Annotated in this window: 17 protein-coding genes; 5 read left to right on the forward strand and 12 right to left on the reverse strand. The window is 48.5% G+C overall.

Features of this window, described 5'->3' with window-relative positions:
• Positions 1–81 precede the first annotated feature (81 nt).
• A complete protein-coding gene (locus KQY15_RS02910) occupies positions 82–615 on the forward strand; it encodes a DUF2058 domain-containing protein (protein WP_217667028.1) in 534 nt (177 codons plus the stop codon).
• A gap of 39 nt (positions 616–654) precedes the next feature.
• Positions 655–1,518, forward strand: a complete 864-nt coding sequence (locus KQY15_RS02915) for a TraB/GumN family protein (RefSeq protein ID WP_217667030.1) — start codon at positions 655–657, stop codon at positions 1,516–1,518.
• A gap of 27 nt (positions 1,519–1,545) precedes the next feature.
• On the opposite strand, the gene KQY15_RS02920 is transcribed toward KQY15_RS02915, so the two are convergent.
• Complete coding sequence (locus KQY15_RS02920; protein WP_217667032.1) at positions 1,546–2,283, reverse strand: methyltransferase domain-containing protein; 738 nt, start codon at positions 2,281–2,283, stop codon at positions 1,546–1,548.
• Positions 2,284–2,348: 65 nt separating this feature from the next.
• On the opposite strand from KQY15_RS02920, the gene gloB reads away from it, so the two are divergent.
• From gloB to KQY15_RS02935, 3 genes are read left to right on the forward strand one after another with little or no spacing between them, the layout of a single operon-like run.
• Positions 2,349–3,116: a hydroxyacylglutathione hydrolase gene (gene gloB / locus KQY15_RS02925; protein WP_217667034.1), complete on the forward strand. Its 768-nt coding sequence runs from the start codon at positions 2,349–2,351 to the stop codon at positions 3,114–3,116.
• 54 nt (positions 3,117–3,170) lie between these two features.
• The gene (locus KQY15_RS02930; protein ID WP_217667036.1) at positions 3,171–4,772 is read left to right on the forward strand and encodes a lytic transglycosylase; all 1,602 of its coding nucleotides are present in this window, start codon (positions 3,171–3,173) and stop codon (positions 4,770–4,772) included.
• A 47-nt stretch (positions 4,773–4,819) separates the two neighbouring features.
• Entirely contained in the window at positions 4,820–5,320 is a 501-nt protein-coding gene (locus KQY15_RS02935; RefSeq protein ID WP_217667038.1) for a hypothetical protein, read from the forward strand.
• Positions 5,321–5,364: 44 nt separating this feature from the next.
• Here KQY15_RS02935 and KQY15_RS02940 read toward each other — a convergent pair whose 3' ends face one another.
• The 11 genes from KQY15_RS02940 to KQY15_RS02990 form a co-directional block, all read right to left on the reverse strand.
• Positions 5,365–5,613: a hypothetical protein gene (locus KQY15_RS02940; RefSeq protein ID WP_217667040.1), complete on the reverse strand. Its 249-nt coding sequence runs from the start codon at positions 5,611–5,613 to the stop codon at positions 5,365–5,367.
• 2 nt (positions 5,614–5,615) lie between these two features.
• The gene (gene maiA / locus KQY15_RS02945; RefSeq protein WP_217667041.1) at positions 5,616–6,257 is read right to left on the reverse strand and encodes a maleylacetoacetate isomerase; all 642 of its coding nucleotides are present in this window, start codon (positions 6,255–6,257) and stop codon (positions 5,616–5,618) included.
• Positions 6,258–6,436: 179 nt separating this feature from the next.
• Positions 6,437–7,456 carry a fumarylacetoacetate hydrolase family protein gene (locus tag KQY15_RS02950; RefSeq protein WP_217667042.1) on the reverse strand — a complete coding sequence of 340 codons (1,020 nt, stop codon included), beginning with the start codon at positions 7,454–7,456 and terminating at the stop codon, positions 6,437–6,439.
• A 31-nt stretch (positions 7,457–7,487) separates the two neighbouring features.
• A complete protein-coding gene (locus tag KQY15_RS02955; protein WP_217667043.1) occupies positions 7,488–8,627 on the reverse strand; it encodes a homogentisate 1,2-dioxygenase in 1,140 nt (379 codons plus the stop codon).
• Positions 8,620–9,702: a 4-hydroxyphenylpyruvate dioxygenase gene (hppD, locus tag KQY15_RS02960; RefSeq protein WP_217667044.1), complete on the reverse strand. Its 1,083-nt coding sequence runs from the start codon at positions 9,700–9,702 to the stop codon at positions 8,620–8,622. The genes KQY15_RS02955 and hppD overlap by 8 nt, the downstream gene beginning before the upstream one ends.
• A 212-nt stretch (positions 9,703–9,914) precedes the next feature.
• On the reverse strand, positions 9,915–11,477 hold the full coding sequence (gene tyrR, locus KQY15_RS02965) for a transcriptional regulator TyrR (RefSeq protein ID WP_217667045.1): 1,563 nt from the start codon (positions 11,475–11,477) through the stop codon (positions 9,915–9,917).
• A gap of 229 nt (positions 11,478–11,706) precedes the next feature.
• Positions 11,707–12,048 (reverse strand): 4a-hydroxytetrahydrobiopterin dehydratase, encoded by a 342-nt coding sequence (locus tag KQY15_RS02970; RefSeq protein WP_217667047.1) that lies wholly within the window; start codon positions 12,046–12,048, stop codon positions 11,707–11,709.
• An 8-nt stretch (positions 12,049–12,056) separates the two neighbouring features.
• The gene (gene phhA, locus KQY15_RS02975; protein ID WP_217667048.1) at positions 12,057–12,857 is read right to left on the reverse strand and encodes a phenylalanine 4-monooxygenase; all 801 of its coding nucleotides are present in this window, start codon (positions 12,855–12,857) and stop codon (positions 12,057–12,059) included.
• A 173-nt stretch (positions 12,858–13,030) separates the two neighbouring features.
• Positions 13,031–14,224, reverse strand: a complete 1,194-nt coding sequence (locus KQY15_RS02980; protein WP_217667049.1) for a trans-sulfuration enzyme family protein — start codon at positions 14,222–14,224, stop codon at positions 13,031–13,033.
• 114 nt (positions 14,225–14,338) lie between these two features.
• A complete protein-coding gene (locus KQY15_RS02985) occupies positions 14,339–15,349 on the reverse strand; it encodes a TIGR01620 family protein (RefSeq protein ID WP_217667050.1) in 1,011 nt (336 codons plus the stop codon).
• Entirely contained in the window at positions 15,346–16,731 is a 1,386-nt protein-coding gene (locus KQY15_RS02990; RefSeq protein WP_217667051.1) for a YcjX family GTP-binding protein, read from the reverse strand. Before KQY15_RS02990 ends, KQY15_RS02985 begins: the two co-directional genes overlap by 4 nt.
• Between the last annotated feature and the right edge of the window lie 10 nt (positions 16,732–16,741).

The following is a 16,741-nucleotide window of genomic DNA, read 5'->3' on the forward strand; positions in this document are numbered from 1 at the left end:
CCGAACTGGCCCATTTGAGTTAATAAGAATGCTTAAGGTACACTACGTGCTTATTCACCCTGCAACCTGAGTAGCCCCATTATGAGCAATGCGTTACGTGACCAGCTGCTGAAAGCTGGCCTGGCCGATGCCAAGAAAGTTAAAAAAGTTAAAAAAGAAAAACATCAGCTGAAAACCCAGGCGGGCAAAAAAGCGGTGCCCGAGAACACATCAACCACACTGGCGCAACAGGCTAAAGCCGAGCAAGTGGCCCGTGACCGGGAATTAAACCGGCAAAAGCAGACTGAATTAGCCCAGAAGGCGATTGCAGCTCAGGTTAAGCAAATTATTGAAACTAACGCGATCACCAGCAAGGGTGATGTTGGCTTTAACTTCGTTGATGGTAAATTGGTTAAAAAGCTTTACGTGACCAGTAAAGTGCATGATGAATTAAGCCGTGGCTTAGTTGCCATCGCCCGCCTGGCTGAGCAGTATATTGTAATACCAGCGCCGGTAGCAGAAAAAGTGATGCAACGTGATGCTGGCAGCATTATCTTGCTGAATACCAAACAGCAACAACCGGAAGAAGACGATCCCTATGCGGATTACCAAATCCCGGATGATTTAATGTGGTAACGTTTAATAACTAACATTGATGGTATGCAAGGAGACACCATGCGTTTATTAATTTCGTTTTTCTTTTTATCGCTTTTGCTGTTAAGCAGTTCGGTGCTGGCCGCCAGTGTCTGGAAAGTCAGCAAAGATGGTCAGCACTTTTATCTGGCGGGAACCGTTCACTTGCTGAGTAAAAGTGATTACCCGCTGCCAGTGGCTTACGATACGGCTTTTAATGCCAGTAGCCAGCTGCTGTTTGAAACCGACTTAAATGCATTAACCAGCCCGGCTGGCCTGTCAAAGATGATGCAGCAAAACACCTATCCTGACGGTAAAACACTTGAGCAGGTATTGTCACCTGAGGTGTATCAGCAACTGAAAAACTACGCCACCGAGCGCAATATGCCAATTGCAGCAATCAGCAAATTTAAACCTGGCTTTGCAGCAATGATGCTGGCCAGTGTTGAAATGCAGCGGTTAGGCGCAGCCGAAACAGGGGTAGATATGCATTATATGCAACTGGCCCTGCAACAAAATAAAAGTGTAGCGGGTCTGGAAACCATGGAAGAGCATCTGGCTGTGCTGGAAGGCATGAACCAGCTTGATCCAGACTTAACGATCCGATCAACACTTGAAGATATGCACAAAGTAGAAAGCCAACTGGTTGATATGAAGCAAGCCTGGCGCAGTGGTGATGCGGCTAAACTGGAACAAATGTTTATTGATGATTTGCAGGAGATCCCGCAGTTATATGAGATTTTACTGGTTAAACGCAACCATGCATGGCTACCGCAACTGCAGGAACTGACCAGTGATGAACAAACGACGCTGGTATTAGTTGGTGCGTTGCATCTGGCTGGAAATGACGGCTTATTAAAGCTGCTACAGCAACAGGGCTACACCCTAAGCCAGTTAACCGAGTAATAACTAACCCCGTCATGATGTCAATGATTAACGACAGCCCTGGCGGGCGCTCACCCCTTTTACTCCTTCATTAAATGCCGGTGCCAGTTGCCAGCGGGGCCGGATGGGAGTGAGTGGTAACTCGCGCTTCCGCGCCACCAGCAAATAACAGCCGGAAAAATAATTCAGATATTTTTCAGCGAAACGCTGCAGGCTGTTATTAGCATAGTCATTAACCAGCATGCTTCCGTAAAAGAAGCGTTGCTCAGCCAGCACTTCAAAACCAATAAGATGTAACCAGTCTTTTATCCGGCCGGGAGAAAAAAACCGCCCCTGCCACGGGTAACGCTGCTTCAGCCAGGGGGCAATGCCAGCCAATCCCAGCATACTTAATGGATTAAAACCAGTTAACAGCAGATAACCGTCCGACAACAACACCCTATGCGCTTCCCGCACAATGTGATGAGGGTCTGTTTGATACTCCAGACACTGGCTAAGCAGCACTGCATCAATACTTTGGCTGTCGATCGGCAGCGTGTCTGGCAACGCAATCAGATGGCTTTTTCCATTGTCAGCGCTGCCAATATGTATCTGATGCTTAATTTTGCACCCCGGCAGCACTAAGTCACTGCTTAAATCGCCAACTTTAAGCAAATAATAGCCAAAAATTTGCTGCCACCAGGGTTGCAGTTGCCCGGCGATAGCCTGAGCCAATGCTGGCCCCTGTAAAAAAGCCTGCCAGCTATCGGGCACCTGCGGTTCGTTTTCGTTTAATGCCGGTTTCATGATAACGTTTTGCCTGCTTTAATGTTGAGAGACGTTTAATGTGCAACAAGACAAGAGAAAACCTGATGCTGACTATTAGCCCACTGGCTGCCTTTGAGGATAACTACATTTGGACCCTGTGTCAGCCTGACAACTCATTTTGTGTTGTGGTTGACCCGGGTGACCCCGAACCTGTGCTGGATTTCTTAGAGCAACAGCAAAAATCTCTGTACGCTATTCTGATAACCCATCATCATCCCGATCATACCGGCGGTATTGCTGAATTAAAGCAAGCCTGGCCGGATGTCCGTATTATTGGTCCTGCTGCCGAGACAGCTAAGATCCCCTTGTTAACCGAGCTGGTACAGCAGGGTGATGTGGTTCAGCTGCCCGTTTTTAACTACCAATTTCAGGTGTTTGATTTGCCTGGTCACACGCTGGGACATATTGGTTTTTACAGTAAACCCTATTTATTTTGCGGCGATACCCTGTTTAGCGGAGGCTGTGGCCGCTTATTTGAAGGCACTGCGGCGCAACTGCATCATTCGTTGCAAAAACTCGCAGCGTTACCCGCCGATACCCTGGTGTACTGTACCCACGAATATACCCTTGCAAACCTGCGTTTTGCGACGACGGTTGAACCTGATAATCAGGCATTGCAGGATTATCAGCGACATTGCCAGCGTTTACGCCAGCAAAAAAAGCCAACATTGCCCACAGACCTGGCAACTGAGTTGCAAATCAATCCATTTTTGCGATGTGAAAACAAGACCTTGCAACAACACTATCAGCACCAGACTGCTGTTACCCTGTTTAGCGAGCTGAGGGCATTGAAAGATCAGTTTAAATCCTGACTTGCAATCATGTTTTGAACAGGTAACATGACAGTTTTTGTGCGGGATTACGCTATGCATTTTAAAATATCTGCCGTCACGTTAGTTGCATTGCTTAGCGGCTGTGTCAGTACATCAGAATCCACTTCATCCACTGCTCAAAAGACTGTAAAGACCACCAGTACGCCAGCTCTGCTACAGGTAAAAGGCGCCAGTGCCGAACAAATAGCCAACCGCTTGTGGTATGGCGATAGCGAAGCAGAGCAGCTGCCGCCGCTGGATGCGGCCGAACTGGAAGACTTGTGGCAGCGCATACAGTTGCAACTGACCTTTAATGTGCCACAAACCCGACCAATCGTAGAGCAACGTAATTTTTACAGCCAGCACCAAAGCTACCTGGACAGGGTTGCCAACCGGGCGCAGCCCTTCCTGTACTATATTGTGCAGGAACTGGAAAAACGTAATATGCCACTCGAACTGGCGCTGCTGCCGATTGTGGAAAGCGCGTTCGATCCGTTTGCTTATTCCCATGCCCGGGCGTCAGGTATGTGGCAATTTATGCCGGCGACCGGCAGCCGGTTTGGTTTAAAGCAAAACTTCTGGTACGACGGCAGACGTGACGTTATTGAATCCACCCGGGCAGCCCTGGATTACCTGCAGTATTTATACAACACGCTGGAGCATGACTGGTTAAACGCCATTGCCGCATATAACGCTGGTGAAGGCCGGATTGGCCGGGCAATCAGAGCGAACAAAAAGCGTCGGTTGCCAACTGATTTCTGGTCACTTGATTTGCCGGCAGAAACAACTGTTTATGTTCCAAAATTGTTGGCATTGGTTGACATTTTAAAACGTCCTGATGACTTCGACATTGTCTGGAAATTTATTGCTAACGAGCCAAAAATCGCCGTGGTACCGACCGATGGCCAGATTGATTTAGCTATCGCAGCTGAGCTGGCTGAATTAAGTGTTGCTGAGTTGCAGGCCCTGAACCCCGGTTTTAATCAATGGGCCACCGATCCTGATGGTCCGCATCAGCTAGTGCTGCCGTTGACTAAAGCGGATAATTTTAAGCGGCTGCTGGCACAAACACCTGCAGCTGATCGCTTGCAATGGCAAAGCTACACAGTGAGCTCTGGTGATACCCTTGGTAAAATTGCCCGTGACTATAAAACAGACGTCAGTGCTATCAGGCGTCTTAATAACCTAACCGGCAATACCATCCGGATAGGTCAGCATTTACTGATACCCATGTCAGCCAAAGCGGCTGAAAAATACGAGCTCAGTCAACAAAATCGTATTGCGAGGGCTCAGGGACGGGCCGCTGGCAGCGTCAAAACTGAATATATTGTGCAAGCAGGCGATACCTTATGGGACATCAGCCGGGAGCATAAAGTTACCGTAGCAGAACTGGCTAAATGGAATGGCATGGTACAACGCGACACGTTAAAACCAGGTCAGAAACTGGTAATGTGGCATGACAGTGACAGTAGCGTAACAACGGCGGTAACCCGCACAGTTAACTACAAAGTGCGAAAAGGCGATTCACTGGCCAGGATTGCGCAACGCTTCAGTGTTTCCATTGCTGAAATCGTCAAATGGAATAATATTAACACCGAGCGATACCTGCAACCCGGGCAGCAACTAAAACTGATTGTCGATGTAACCCAGGTATAAATTGCATTTGGTAGCGAAGCGTAAATGGCTGCTTAAGGAGTAATAACATGAAAGCATTAATTTTTATTATAAGTTTACTGTTAAGCGTGCCGGTTTATGCCCAGTTTCAGCTAGCCGGCAATGGTAGCTATACGCTGCAGGATGGGAAAACGGTACCCTTTCAGTATGGTTTCGGTTATGTCCGAAAGGAAGGGCAGTTTCATTTCAGTGCAGGCAAGCAAAGTTTGGTTGTCAGCAGTCTGCCGCAAAAATACTCACTGGCTTTAATCCTGCAAAATGACGACGAGGTTTGGGTGCCAGACTTCGTTAATGCGCCGCTTAGTAGTTTTGAATATGAAATAAGCGGTTTTGAACTCAAGCTAAGCCAGGATCCTGAGCTGAAAGATGGCCGGAGAAATTTTATACTGCACTATGATGGCGGTCGTTACCGCTTCAACCGCGGTCCAGGTCAGGTTAATTTTATTTTTAATGATGAGGGTATTGAGCGGGTTGAGATTAAAGGTATGTTTAAATTGCCTAATAAACCAAACGCAACGGAATCCCCATAGCGTTTCACCTTATCAGTATCATCACACCAGTCAGTCACATCACGTTAATCAGGCTCGCGCTGCAACTGCAGCGCTGGCAAGATTCCCGAAGCGACACACAGTAATGGTGCCAGCAACATAAAAAGCCAGAAGCTTTGTAAGGGCATGCCATGCCATAGTGCATATAACGCAGCCGTAAGCTGAAATACAATCCCGAATAACCCAACGTAAACCAATACCCGGTTCAGCAGCCTTTTGGGCATAGCCAATGTTTTTCTGGATTGATGACTTGATACAGAGGACTTTTCCGTCATTACTACACCTGAGCGTCGCTTTGCTGTTCAGGCGCAGCCAGCGCAAAGCCTGCCAGCTGCTGACAATGATGATAGACCCGGCTGATGGTCGGATATTCCAGAGTATCAAGTTTAAACCGCAATGCATTATACATTTGGGGTACCAGACAAATATCGGCCAGAGTAATCCTGTCGCCATAGCAAAACTCGCCTGCTGTGGCTTGCAGCCGCTGTTCAAGAGCGCGAAAGCCGGTATGCAGCCAGTGATGGATCCACTCTGTTTTCTGATCGTCATTCAGCGCCAGCGGCCCGGTTAAATATTGCAACACCCGCAGATTATTTAGTGGGTGAATATCGCAGGCAATATCAAGCGCCAGCGAGCGCACCTGTGCTTTAGCTGCAGGGTCTGCCGGCAGCAACGCTGGCTCGGGATATACTTCATCCAGGTACTCAATAATGGCCAGCGACTGATTTAAGCTCAGCTCACCATCGACATAAGCCGGCACCAGCTGATTCGGATTGATTTGCTGATATTCGGCACTATGTTGCTGGCCGCCATCTTTTAGCAGGTGTACCGGTATCGTCTCAAAACTGAGTTGTTTTAAATTCAGCGCAATACGCACCCGATAGGCGGCTGAAGAGCGCCAGTAACTATAAAGTTTCATCCTGTAACACCTGCTAATTTGTTGCACGGAAAAATCGCTGAGTACAAAGGAGGTGAAAGCACGTATGTACTTTTTTCTGCGACCGTTGAAGCCCTGGACGGGCGTAAACAAGCCCCCATGGATGGGTTTACGGCGTGTTGCAGAAAAAATGTTCGCAGTGCTTGCACCGGTCCATTTTATTACGTCGCCTTATATTGCACCACTTGCTGGTCGATAGCACCAAAAATGCTTTGGCCATCGCTATCCAGCATTTCCATTTTTATGGTATCACCGAATTGCATAAAAGCGGTACTTGGCTTGCCATCGCGGATGGTTTCAATCATTCGGATCTCAGCGATACAGCTGTAGCCTACGCCACCTTCGGTAATAGCAGTACCATACTCGGTGCCCTGCTTATTCGACACCGTGCCAGAACCAATGACCGCTCCGGCGCCAAGGTTACGGGTTCTGGCAGCATGGGCAATCAGCTGGCCAAAATTAAAAGTCATATCTATGCCGGCATTGGGTTTACCAAAAGGCTTACCGTTGTAGGTTGACAGCAGTGGCAAATGTACCCGGCCGTCCTGCCACTTATCACCCAGCTCATCTGGTGTCACAGCAACCGGACTGAAGCTTGATGCCGGTTTGGATTGAAAAAAGCCGAAACCTTTAGCCAGCTCATTTGGAATTAAGCCCCGTAGCGACACGTCATTAACCAGCATCAGCAGCCGTATTTTATCCAGTGCCTGCTCTGGGCTAACCGCCATTGGTACATCATCAGTAATTACCGCCACTTCACCTTCAAAGTCGATGCCATGGTCAGTACTTATTGCTTCAATCGGATCACGCGGACCAATAAAGTCATCAGAACCGCCCTGGTACATCAGCGGATCAGTCCAGAAGCTTGGCGGCATCTCAGAATTACGTGCTTTGCGCACCAGTTCAACGTGGTTGACATAAGCACTGCCATCCGCCCATTGGTAGGCTCGTGGCAATGGCGACTCACAGTGGGTCGGGTCAAAGGCCATTTCACCATCTAACTTACCAGCATTCAGCGCCTGATACACTTTATCGGCTTTTGGCGCCAGAACAGCCCAGTTATCCAGTAATTGTTGCAGGGTCACGGCAATATCACTTATCGCCACACAACGGCTTAAATCACGGCTCACCACTACTAACTGGCCGTCACGGGTATTATTTTTTAAACTAGCTAACTTCATATTATTCCTTAACAAAACCTGTTTTGGTCGCTTAGTCCTGAGGCCTGGTTTTCCAGCTGTTTACATAATCAGGATTTTCAGTGGCCAGCGCCGCATCGCCAATTTCCAATGCATCACGGGTATCCAGCATAACCGCCACTTCGTCGGTAAACTTCTTTTTGTACTCGCGGCCGGCAGCAAAAGCTTTCGGATGGGGGCCATGAGTAAAACCGGCCGGATGGAAAGTTACCATACCTTTTTCAATATTATCGCGGCTGAAAAAGTCTCCGGCGTGGTAGAACAGCACTTCGTCGTAATCATCATTATTATGATAAAACGGTACTTTTAACGCGCCGGGATCACTTTCAATAGGCCTTGGTACAAAGGTACACACCACAAAACGCTGCGCGACAAAGGTGGTATGGGCTGACGGTGGCAAGTGATAACGATGACTCATCAATGGCCTGATATCCCGCCAGTTGATCCGCATTACGGCTAAATCACCATGCCAACCTACCGCATCCAGCGGGTTGTATGGGTACGTTATTACCGACACCTGGCCATGGCGTTTTACTTCCACCTGCCAGCTGTCTTCACTGTACTGTGCTTTAAATGCATCATTGATTTTGGGGGTGTCAAGCATGGCCGGGTCAAAAATGGCGTGATTACCTACCAGGCCCTTTTCCGGCAGCTGATAGCTGTCGTTAGTGGCTTCTATCAGCAAAATAAACATCGGCTCGTTTGGTACCAGCCGCCACATAGTCGAGCGCGGGATCACGATATAATCACCATCGCGCACACTTAAATGGCCATAGTCACAATAAAGCTCGGCACTGCCCTCATGAATAAATAACAGCTCATCACCGTCTGCATTGCGTGCCAGTTTATTCATACTGTCAGTAAGGCGCCAGGTGCGCATTTTACAATGGCTGTTAAACAGTAAATAGGGTACCGCCCATGGTGACATGGTTTTATTCTGTTCAATCTCATTAAAGTTAAACAGATGAGGCCGCAACGGCCCCTGCCAGTCGCTCCAGCCGGTTGGTGCATGCGTATGATGGAAGTGTGTCGCAGGGCCGAAAAAGCCACTGCGACCTGTCTCCCGCTCATAAATCGCCTGCTGTGGAAAATCGGCATGAGCCTGGCGTGATACATCACCTTCCTTTAACGGAAAAGATGCCCATTTACGCATTGCTTAATACTCCGCGCTGAATTTGATCTTCCTCAATAGACTCAAACAACGCTTTAAAGTTGCCCTCGCCGAAGCCCTCGTTGCCTTTACGCTGAATAATTTCGAAGAATACCGGGCCAATAACGGTTTTGGTGAAAATCTGCAGCAGAATGCCATCTTTCATTGGTGCGCCGTCGATAAGGATCCGCAGTTCACGCATCTGGTCCAGATCTTCTTCATGTCCCTCAACCCGTTCATCAACTTTATTATAGTAAGTATCAGGGGTGGGCATAAATTCCATACCGCGCTTACGCAATGTCCGCACGGTTTCATAAATATTATCTGACGTCAGGGCAATATGCTGAATACCCTCGCCTTTATATTCGCGGATAAATTCTTCAATCTGCGATTTATCATCTGATGACTCATTAATCGGGATCCGAATTTTACCACAGGGTGCGGTCATCGCTTTTGATACCAGACCGGTTAGTTTGCCTTCAATATCAAAATAGCGAATCTCACGGAAGTTACCGATATTCTCATAGAATCCGGCCCACAGATTCATGTTGCCGCGCATCACGTTGTGCGTTAAATGGTCAAGCACTTCCAGGCCAACGCTATGGTCTGCCATTTCAGCCTGCCAGTTATCGTAGTATTTAAAGTCAATGTCGTATACCGAGCTTGCGCCATAACGGTCGACAAAGTAAAGCAGGCTGCTACCAATACCGTATACGGCAGGAATATTCAGCTCCATCGGTCCAACCTGATTTTTGTATTCCTTGGCACCGTTAGCCAATGCATGCTTCAGCGCAGCAGCGGCATCAGTTACCCGAAACGCCATAGCGCATACAGACGGGCCATGCACTCGGGCGAATTCCTCTGCCTGAGAGTTCGGTTCAGCATTAATAATAAAGTTAATATCGCCTTGCTTGTATAACCAGGCTTGCTTGGAGCGGTGCTTAGCGACTTCAGTAAAGCCCAATGAATAAAACAGGTCTTTTAACTTTTGAATACCTTCTGCATCGGCAGCGGTATATTCCACAAACTCAAAACCATCTGTACCCAACGGATTAATTGTATTTTTAGTAGTTACCATTTAACGGTTCTCCGAACAACGAATGTGGGCGCTATCATGCGCTTACCAGTAAAAAAAGGAAGAGGGGACCAGGCTGTAATCAGGCGTTAGTTCGCGGCTAAATATGTACAGAAATAACTACAAACGGTGCTTTGCTGAATACCTTGAACGGAAAGGCCGACAGACAAGCCCGCCAGCCGATATCAAGTAAACCATTCAAGACAAAGCCGTAATTATATTTTTACAGTCTTGCGGTTTATGCCATAGTCTCGCAGTTTATTGGCAACGGCGGTATGACTTAAGCCCAGTTTTTTCGCCAGCTGACGTGAGCTTGGATACGCCGGATAAAGTTTGCGCAGCAGGTTTGCTTCAAACCGTTTCACGGCTTCATCCAGGGTGCCGTCAAAATCCTGCTCCAGGTAACCAAAGTCACTGGTGTAACTGGGCAGTTGCAGGTGATCTTTCTCCAGCTCGTAGCCATCCAGTAAGGTGACAGCCCGGTATAATGCATTTTCCAGCTGGCGTACATTACCCGGCCAGGGGTATTGCTGCAGAAACTGGCTGCAATTTTCCGTTAAGCGAGGTGCTTTGCGGCCAAGGCGCGCAGCGAAACGGGCGATAAAAAACTCAGCAAGTGGCACAACGTCCTGTTTGCGCTCACGCAAAGGCGGTAATGTCAGCGTTAAGACATTTAGCCGGTAAAATAAGTCTTCGCGAAAACGCCCTTCCTGAACCATGCCCGGCAAGTCTTTCTGCGTGGTGCAAATAACCCTGACATCCACTTTTACTTCGTTTTCGTCTGCCACCCGCCGAAAGCTGCCGTCCTGTAAAAAGCGGATTAACTTTGTTTGCAGCTGGGTAGACATCTCGCCTACTTCATCCAGAAAAACACTGCCGCCGTTGGCTTGCTCGAAAATACCCTTTTTGCCTTCGCTACTTCCGGCAAAGGCGTTAGAGCCATAGCCAAATAATTCAGACTCAGCCACATTGTCAGGCAACGACGCACAATTTACCGCCAAAAATGGTTTGGCCGCCCGGCTACCTGCTGCATGGCAGGCTCTGGCCAGCAGTTCTTTGCCGGTACCGGTTTCACCCATAATTAAAATTGGCGCATCCAGCTGAGCCATTTTTTTCGCTTCACGCACCACTTTACGCATCAGGTTACTGTTAGCCTGCAGGGTATTAAAACTTTCCTGATCGCCTTTTTTGAAGGCCACCATATGCTGCCCTAACCGGCTTTCTGATTTTAAATTGATAACAGCGCCAGCGAGGATCTCATGGCCGGTTTCATCAGGTACCATTACCGGCAGAATGTCGGCAATAAAGCGTTTACCGTGAATTTCAAAACGACGGGTTTGCGCCAGTACCTCATCACTTTCCAGCCAGCGTTGAAAATTAAACCCCTTGACCATCCCTTGCAAAGACTGCCCCTGGATATCCTGCTGTGCAACCGACAACGCCTCAAGTGCAGCATCGTTTATCACTGTCACATTCGCTTTAATATCAATAGCTATCAGGCCATCAGGCAAGGTTTTCAGTAAGGTTGTCAGTTCATTATGCTCACGTTCAGACGGTAAAAACGCGGTGGTTTTCACGTCCTCTACGCCGGCTATCCGGCGCATTTTAGCCATCAGCTCCTGAAATCTTTCAAAGTTAACCGTAGGAAACGACACGTACATCCGGTTCAGTGACGGGTCCACTTCTATCCCGCGCAAATCAAGCTGATAACCGACCAGAATATTTAATACTTCCTGGGCCAGCCCCAGGCGGTTCTGACATTGAATTTCTAAACGCATAACAGCGACATACCCCGATACCAGTTCATTAGCTTATAATACGGTATCAGGCTATAGTCAGACCAGCAATTTTGTAAAGATATGTGAACAAATAAGCCAGAAGTGGTTTTCAGCACGGCAGATTGCTGGTGGAATATAAAGTTAACGCTAAACGGGCAGACAGAAATATGCGCCAATATCAGTGGGGTAATAATTGGCGCAGCAGTGACACTTAAATAGTCAACCGGAACTAGTCCGCAAGTAAACTGTCTGTTTTCGCAGCACAAATAAAATCGTTTTTATGTAGACCTTTAATAGAGTGCGACCACCAGGTTACTGTCAGCTTACCCCATTCCAGCAATAACGCAGGGTGATGGCCTTCATCTTCAGCCAGTTGGGCAACCTTGTTGTGAAAAGCCCAGGCTTGCTTAAAGTTCTTAAATTTATACAGCCTTTCAAGTTGTAAAATGCCGTCGCGTGAAACCGGCGTCCAGTCTGGAATCTGTCGCATCAGAGCCGGCAGTTCCGCATCAGAAACTTTTGGGGCGTCAGCCTTACAGGCTTCGCATTTCATTGTTGTTAATTCAGTCATTCCAATTCCTAACTTGCTTGTTTTTGTTTGGGTTCAAACCGTGGTGCATGCAGCCCAAGCGCCTTTGCTTGCTCTACCAGTGCCATGATGTCCAGATGAGCAACATCAAATAAATCATCAATATTATTCAGTAAAAAATAAATCGGCTGCATAATATCGATCCGGTATGGTGTTCGCAGCATGTCGACCACATCAAACGCTTTGCGCTCGGGTTTTGCCGACTCCAGAGCATACATTGTCTCGCCCGGCGACGATAAAATGCCACCTCCGTAAATTCGCAGACCGTCTTTGGTATTTAACAAACCAAATTCGATGGTAAACCAATATAACCGCGCCAGAAAAACCCGATCCTGTTTACTGGCAGCCAGGCCAAGCTTGCCATACATATGAGTAAACTCTGCAAAAGCCGGGTTGGTCAGCATGGCACAATGGCCAAAAATTTCATGAAAAATATCCGGTTCCTGCAAGTAATCAAACTCTTCACGGGAACGGATAAAAGTAGCCACCGGGAAGCGCTTATTGGCCAGTAACTCAAAAAACTTATCAAAACTGATCAGTGCCGGAACTTCAGCACATTCCCAACCTGTTTCTGCCCGCAGTACCTTGCTGACCTCTTCCAGTTGCGGAATGCGGTCAGTAGGCAATTGCAATTTCTCCAGCCCTGCCAGAAACTCATCGCACGCTTTACCTTTAATTACGCCGAGCTGGCGGGTAATCAGTTCGTGCCAAATCTGATTCTCTTCTGCTGACCAGGCTATAGTGCCGGTGTCATCTGATTGTCTGGATACATACTGACTTGTCTTACTCATATACAACCTGTTGCAAATAAATTAGCGGCCAAAGCCACCTTATTGGTAGAGCGGATACTAGAGGATAAGACTATGACTGTGTATCTTGTGCACAATAAAATCGCTGTAAAGCTGCAGCGACTGTTGTAAAGCTTAGATTACAACAGTCTTTAACGCCACAGCATACAAAGGCTTCAGCCTTGTTGTAGCATTTTCTCCAATGCCTGTTCCAGATCAGAGATAATATCCGCAACGTGTTCTAAGCCTACCGACACCCGGATAAGGCCATCGCTGATACCAGCCATTTGTCGCTCTTCCGGAGTATAGGGGCTGTGGGTCATAGACGCTGGATGCTGAATAAGCGACTCGGCATCACCCAGGCTTACTGCCAGGCTCAGCAATCGGCATTGATTAATAAAAAACCGGCTTTGTTCCAGGGTGGCATTCAGCTCAAATGCCAGCACGCCGCCAGCTCCTTGCATTTGCTCACCCAGAAAACGGTAACCCGGATGACTGGGCAGGCCAGGATAGTAAACCTCTTTCACTGCAGGATGCGCGTGTAAAAACTCGGCAACCTGTTGGGCATTCTGACAATGCCGTTCCATCCGCACCGCCAGAGTTTTTAAACCGCGAATTATCAGCCAGGCATCGTGCGGGCTGATGGTTGCGCCCATATCTTTTAGCGTTGTCATTTTGATGGTGGCAATTTTTTCTTGATTAGCGACAATAATGCCAGCCACAACATCACCATGGCCATTCAGATATTTGGTGGCACTGTGAATGATAATATCAATGCCATATTTTGCCGGCTGCTGCAGCAATGGTGTCAAAAAGGTATTGTCGACCACTGAAATCAGCTTATGCTGCTGACAAAACTGGCCTAAAAAAGCTAGATCAAGCACCACCAGATTCGGGTTTATTGGTGTTTCTGCAAACAGCATCTTAGTGTTGGGTTTAAGTGCTGCAGCAACTGCCGCGTGGTCAGTCAAATCAACAAAGCTGACCTCAATACCATAACGGGCAAACATATGATTAAACAATGCAAAGCTGCAACCATATATGGCTTTGCTGGCAATCAGGTGATCACCATGTTGCAAAAATGCCATGGTGCTGGCAGCAACTGCGCCCATGCCAGTTGCGGTCGCCGCCGCATCGTCCATACCCTCCAGCGCAGCAATTTTTTGCTCCAGCTCACGGGTAGTTGGATTACCCAGCCTGGTATAGATATAACCTTCCTGCTCACCTGCAAAACGGGCAGCGCCCTGCTCGGCGTTATCAAATACAAAGGTTGATGTCTGATACAACGGTGTAGCAAGGGTGCCATGTTGGTTTTTCTCTTTGCCAGCATGAATACACAGGGTGTGCGGGTGATTATGTTTAGTCTGCATTGGATTACTGCGTAAGGTAGTGAAAGACCCGCACAGGTTTAGCAGAAATCTTAATTTTTGGAAGCATGCCAGACATCTTGCAGTCTGGCCGTTGGAATTTTTTCAGCTAATTTGTCAACTTTCGCTGGCAGCATTTCGTCCGCGAAAGCGCTGAATCAGGCTCTGGCTGAGGCTGGCCACATTAATTCGCTGCTTTTCGGTTAACGGCAACGGCCGAAGTTGTTGCATCGCCATATTACCCAACCTTGCCACTAACAGGCCGGCAATTACGCCATGCCCCGCCCGTGCTGACAATTTTGCGGTTAATTCACTGCTCATAACATCTGCTGCCATATCCAGTGCCAACTCACTGCCACCAGCCCAGAGAATTGCTGCTAACGCCCGCTTCAACATTATCAGGCTGCGTAGCTGCCCTACCGGCGCACCATATAAAGCGGCGAGCTGGCGAACCATCCTGCTGCTGCGCCAAACCACCATTGCCATATCGATTAGCGCGAACGGGATCACCGCAACAGCCAGACTGGTATCCGTTCCAGCACGCCAAATTATCGCTTTAGCCTGCTGATCGAGCGGTTCCAGTACCATTTTGTCCAGTAACTGTAATTTCTCATGATCACTGTGCTGAGGCCCAGCTGCACTATGCCAGTTGTTGGCAGCAACCTGAAGGCCAGCACTGGCCGGTAGTTGATTAATAATGTCCAGACACAAGGCATCGGCCTCACCATATTGCACACTTTGTGCTATGCGCCGGGCGCTTCGCTGCCACTGGCTATTCTGCTTAAGCCGCCGCCAAAGCACCCACTCCCGCCATAGCAGCCAAAGCATAACACCAAGTGCAGCAACACTGAGCGCACTGAAAACAGCTCCCTTTATCAGGTTTTGTTGCCAGCTGGCAATAATCACCTCAACCCACTGCCAGCACGCCAGAATCAACAGACTGAGCAATGCAAACCAAATCAGCTTGCTCACCACTGCCGGTTTTGCTACCACCGGTTGGTTTACCAACTCTGGTTCGGTTTGCCAGTCGGCGGCGTCATACTCGGCACGGGCCTTTAAAACAGGCTGTACCGGATCCGCACCATGATCATTTAATGTATATACCTCAGCTGGTTTTAAAGGCTTCATCGTAATTTATCTCCCAGTAAAAACTGCAGGGCATGGTCCATCCGAATGTGTGGTAAGGTTGCACTGGCCGCCTTAGGTAACGGTAAAAACGCCGGATAACTGAATTTGTGGCTGGCAAAGACCACGGTATCGGGTACATCAGCGGGCACATCACCGGGGAACAGACTTATTTTATTGCCGGTTGCACTGTCGATACCCGCCAGGCACACCTGTTTCTGACCATTTTGGTCTATATAGCCGGTCTGACTGGCGCGTAACGCCGCTAACGCCATCGCTTCCGTTTTCACCAACTGATAGGTTGTTTGCTTTAACGGCTGGCGTAACAGGTTTTGCAGCAGCAGGGTAAGCGCCTGATGTTGTTCCGGCGTCACATGATCGGCTTTACTGGCGGCAAATAACACTTTGCTGATTTGCGGTTTAAATAGCCGGCGCAACAAACTGGACGGCCCATAACTAAAGCTTTGCATAATCAGTTGTAACGCCTGACTCAGCTCGGCAGTTGCGGCTGCACCAGCATTTAGTGCACTTAAGCAATCTACCAGCACAACCTGGCGGTCCAGTTGGGAAAAGTGCTGTTTATAAAAAGGCTTTACGACATAATCGCGATAACTTTGGTAATGACTGGTCAGTTTTGATAACAGCGCACTGCTTTGGGTAAGCTGTCTGGGTAACAATGGCACCAGCTGCAGCATCGGTGCCCCGGCCAGCTCACCCGGCACTAACAACCGGCCAGGCTGATTTAAATAGGTGCCGGCGGTAGCGCTGAATTGCTGCAATACCGTCTTGTACTCGTCGGTTAATGTTTGTAGCTGGCTTTCACTGGCATCAGTCAGGTCAATATCGCTGAGCAGGCGTTCAAATTCAGCCGCTATCGCCTGGCGATGGGGTTTGGCAAACAGCGTCCAGCTGAATTCACACCACTGCTTATAGTCAAGTTGCAACAACGGTAAATCCAGTAGCCACTCACCGGGATAATCGACAATATCAAGCTCCAGTTCACTGTAGGACTGTAAATGCGAACGCAGTCCCTCACTGGCTTTATAGCGAAGTGCAAGACTAAGCTGACTCCAGCCGGTCGTTGAAGGTGGCCATCGTGGTTGGTCTTGCTGCAGAAAGCTAAGGTTGTGTTCGAACGGGAATCGCGGAATGGTTAACGCCTGCTCAGCGGCGAGCCTGCCACCAAGGTAACGTCCCTGCTGCACCACACTAAAAAAAGGCAAATTTTGCGGGCTGTCACCCTGAGTAAGTTGATGGACCAGTGATGTGATAAAGGCCGTTTTACCGGCCCCACTTAAGCCAGTCACGCCCAGCCGGATGTGCCGGTCAAGGGCGCGGTGGCGAAGCTGACGACTTTGATGCTGTAGCTTACCAAGCCAGGTCATAATACTCCGA

Origin of the sequence: Arsukibacterium indicum (genome assembly GCF_019100565.1) — a bacterium.
Lineage (GTDB): Bacteria > Pseudomonadota > Gammaproteobacteria > Enterobacterales > Alteromonadaceae > Alishewanella > Alishewanella indicum.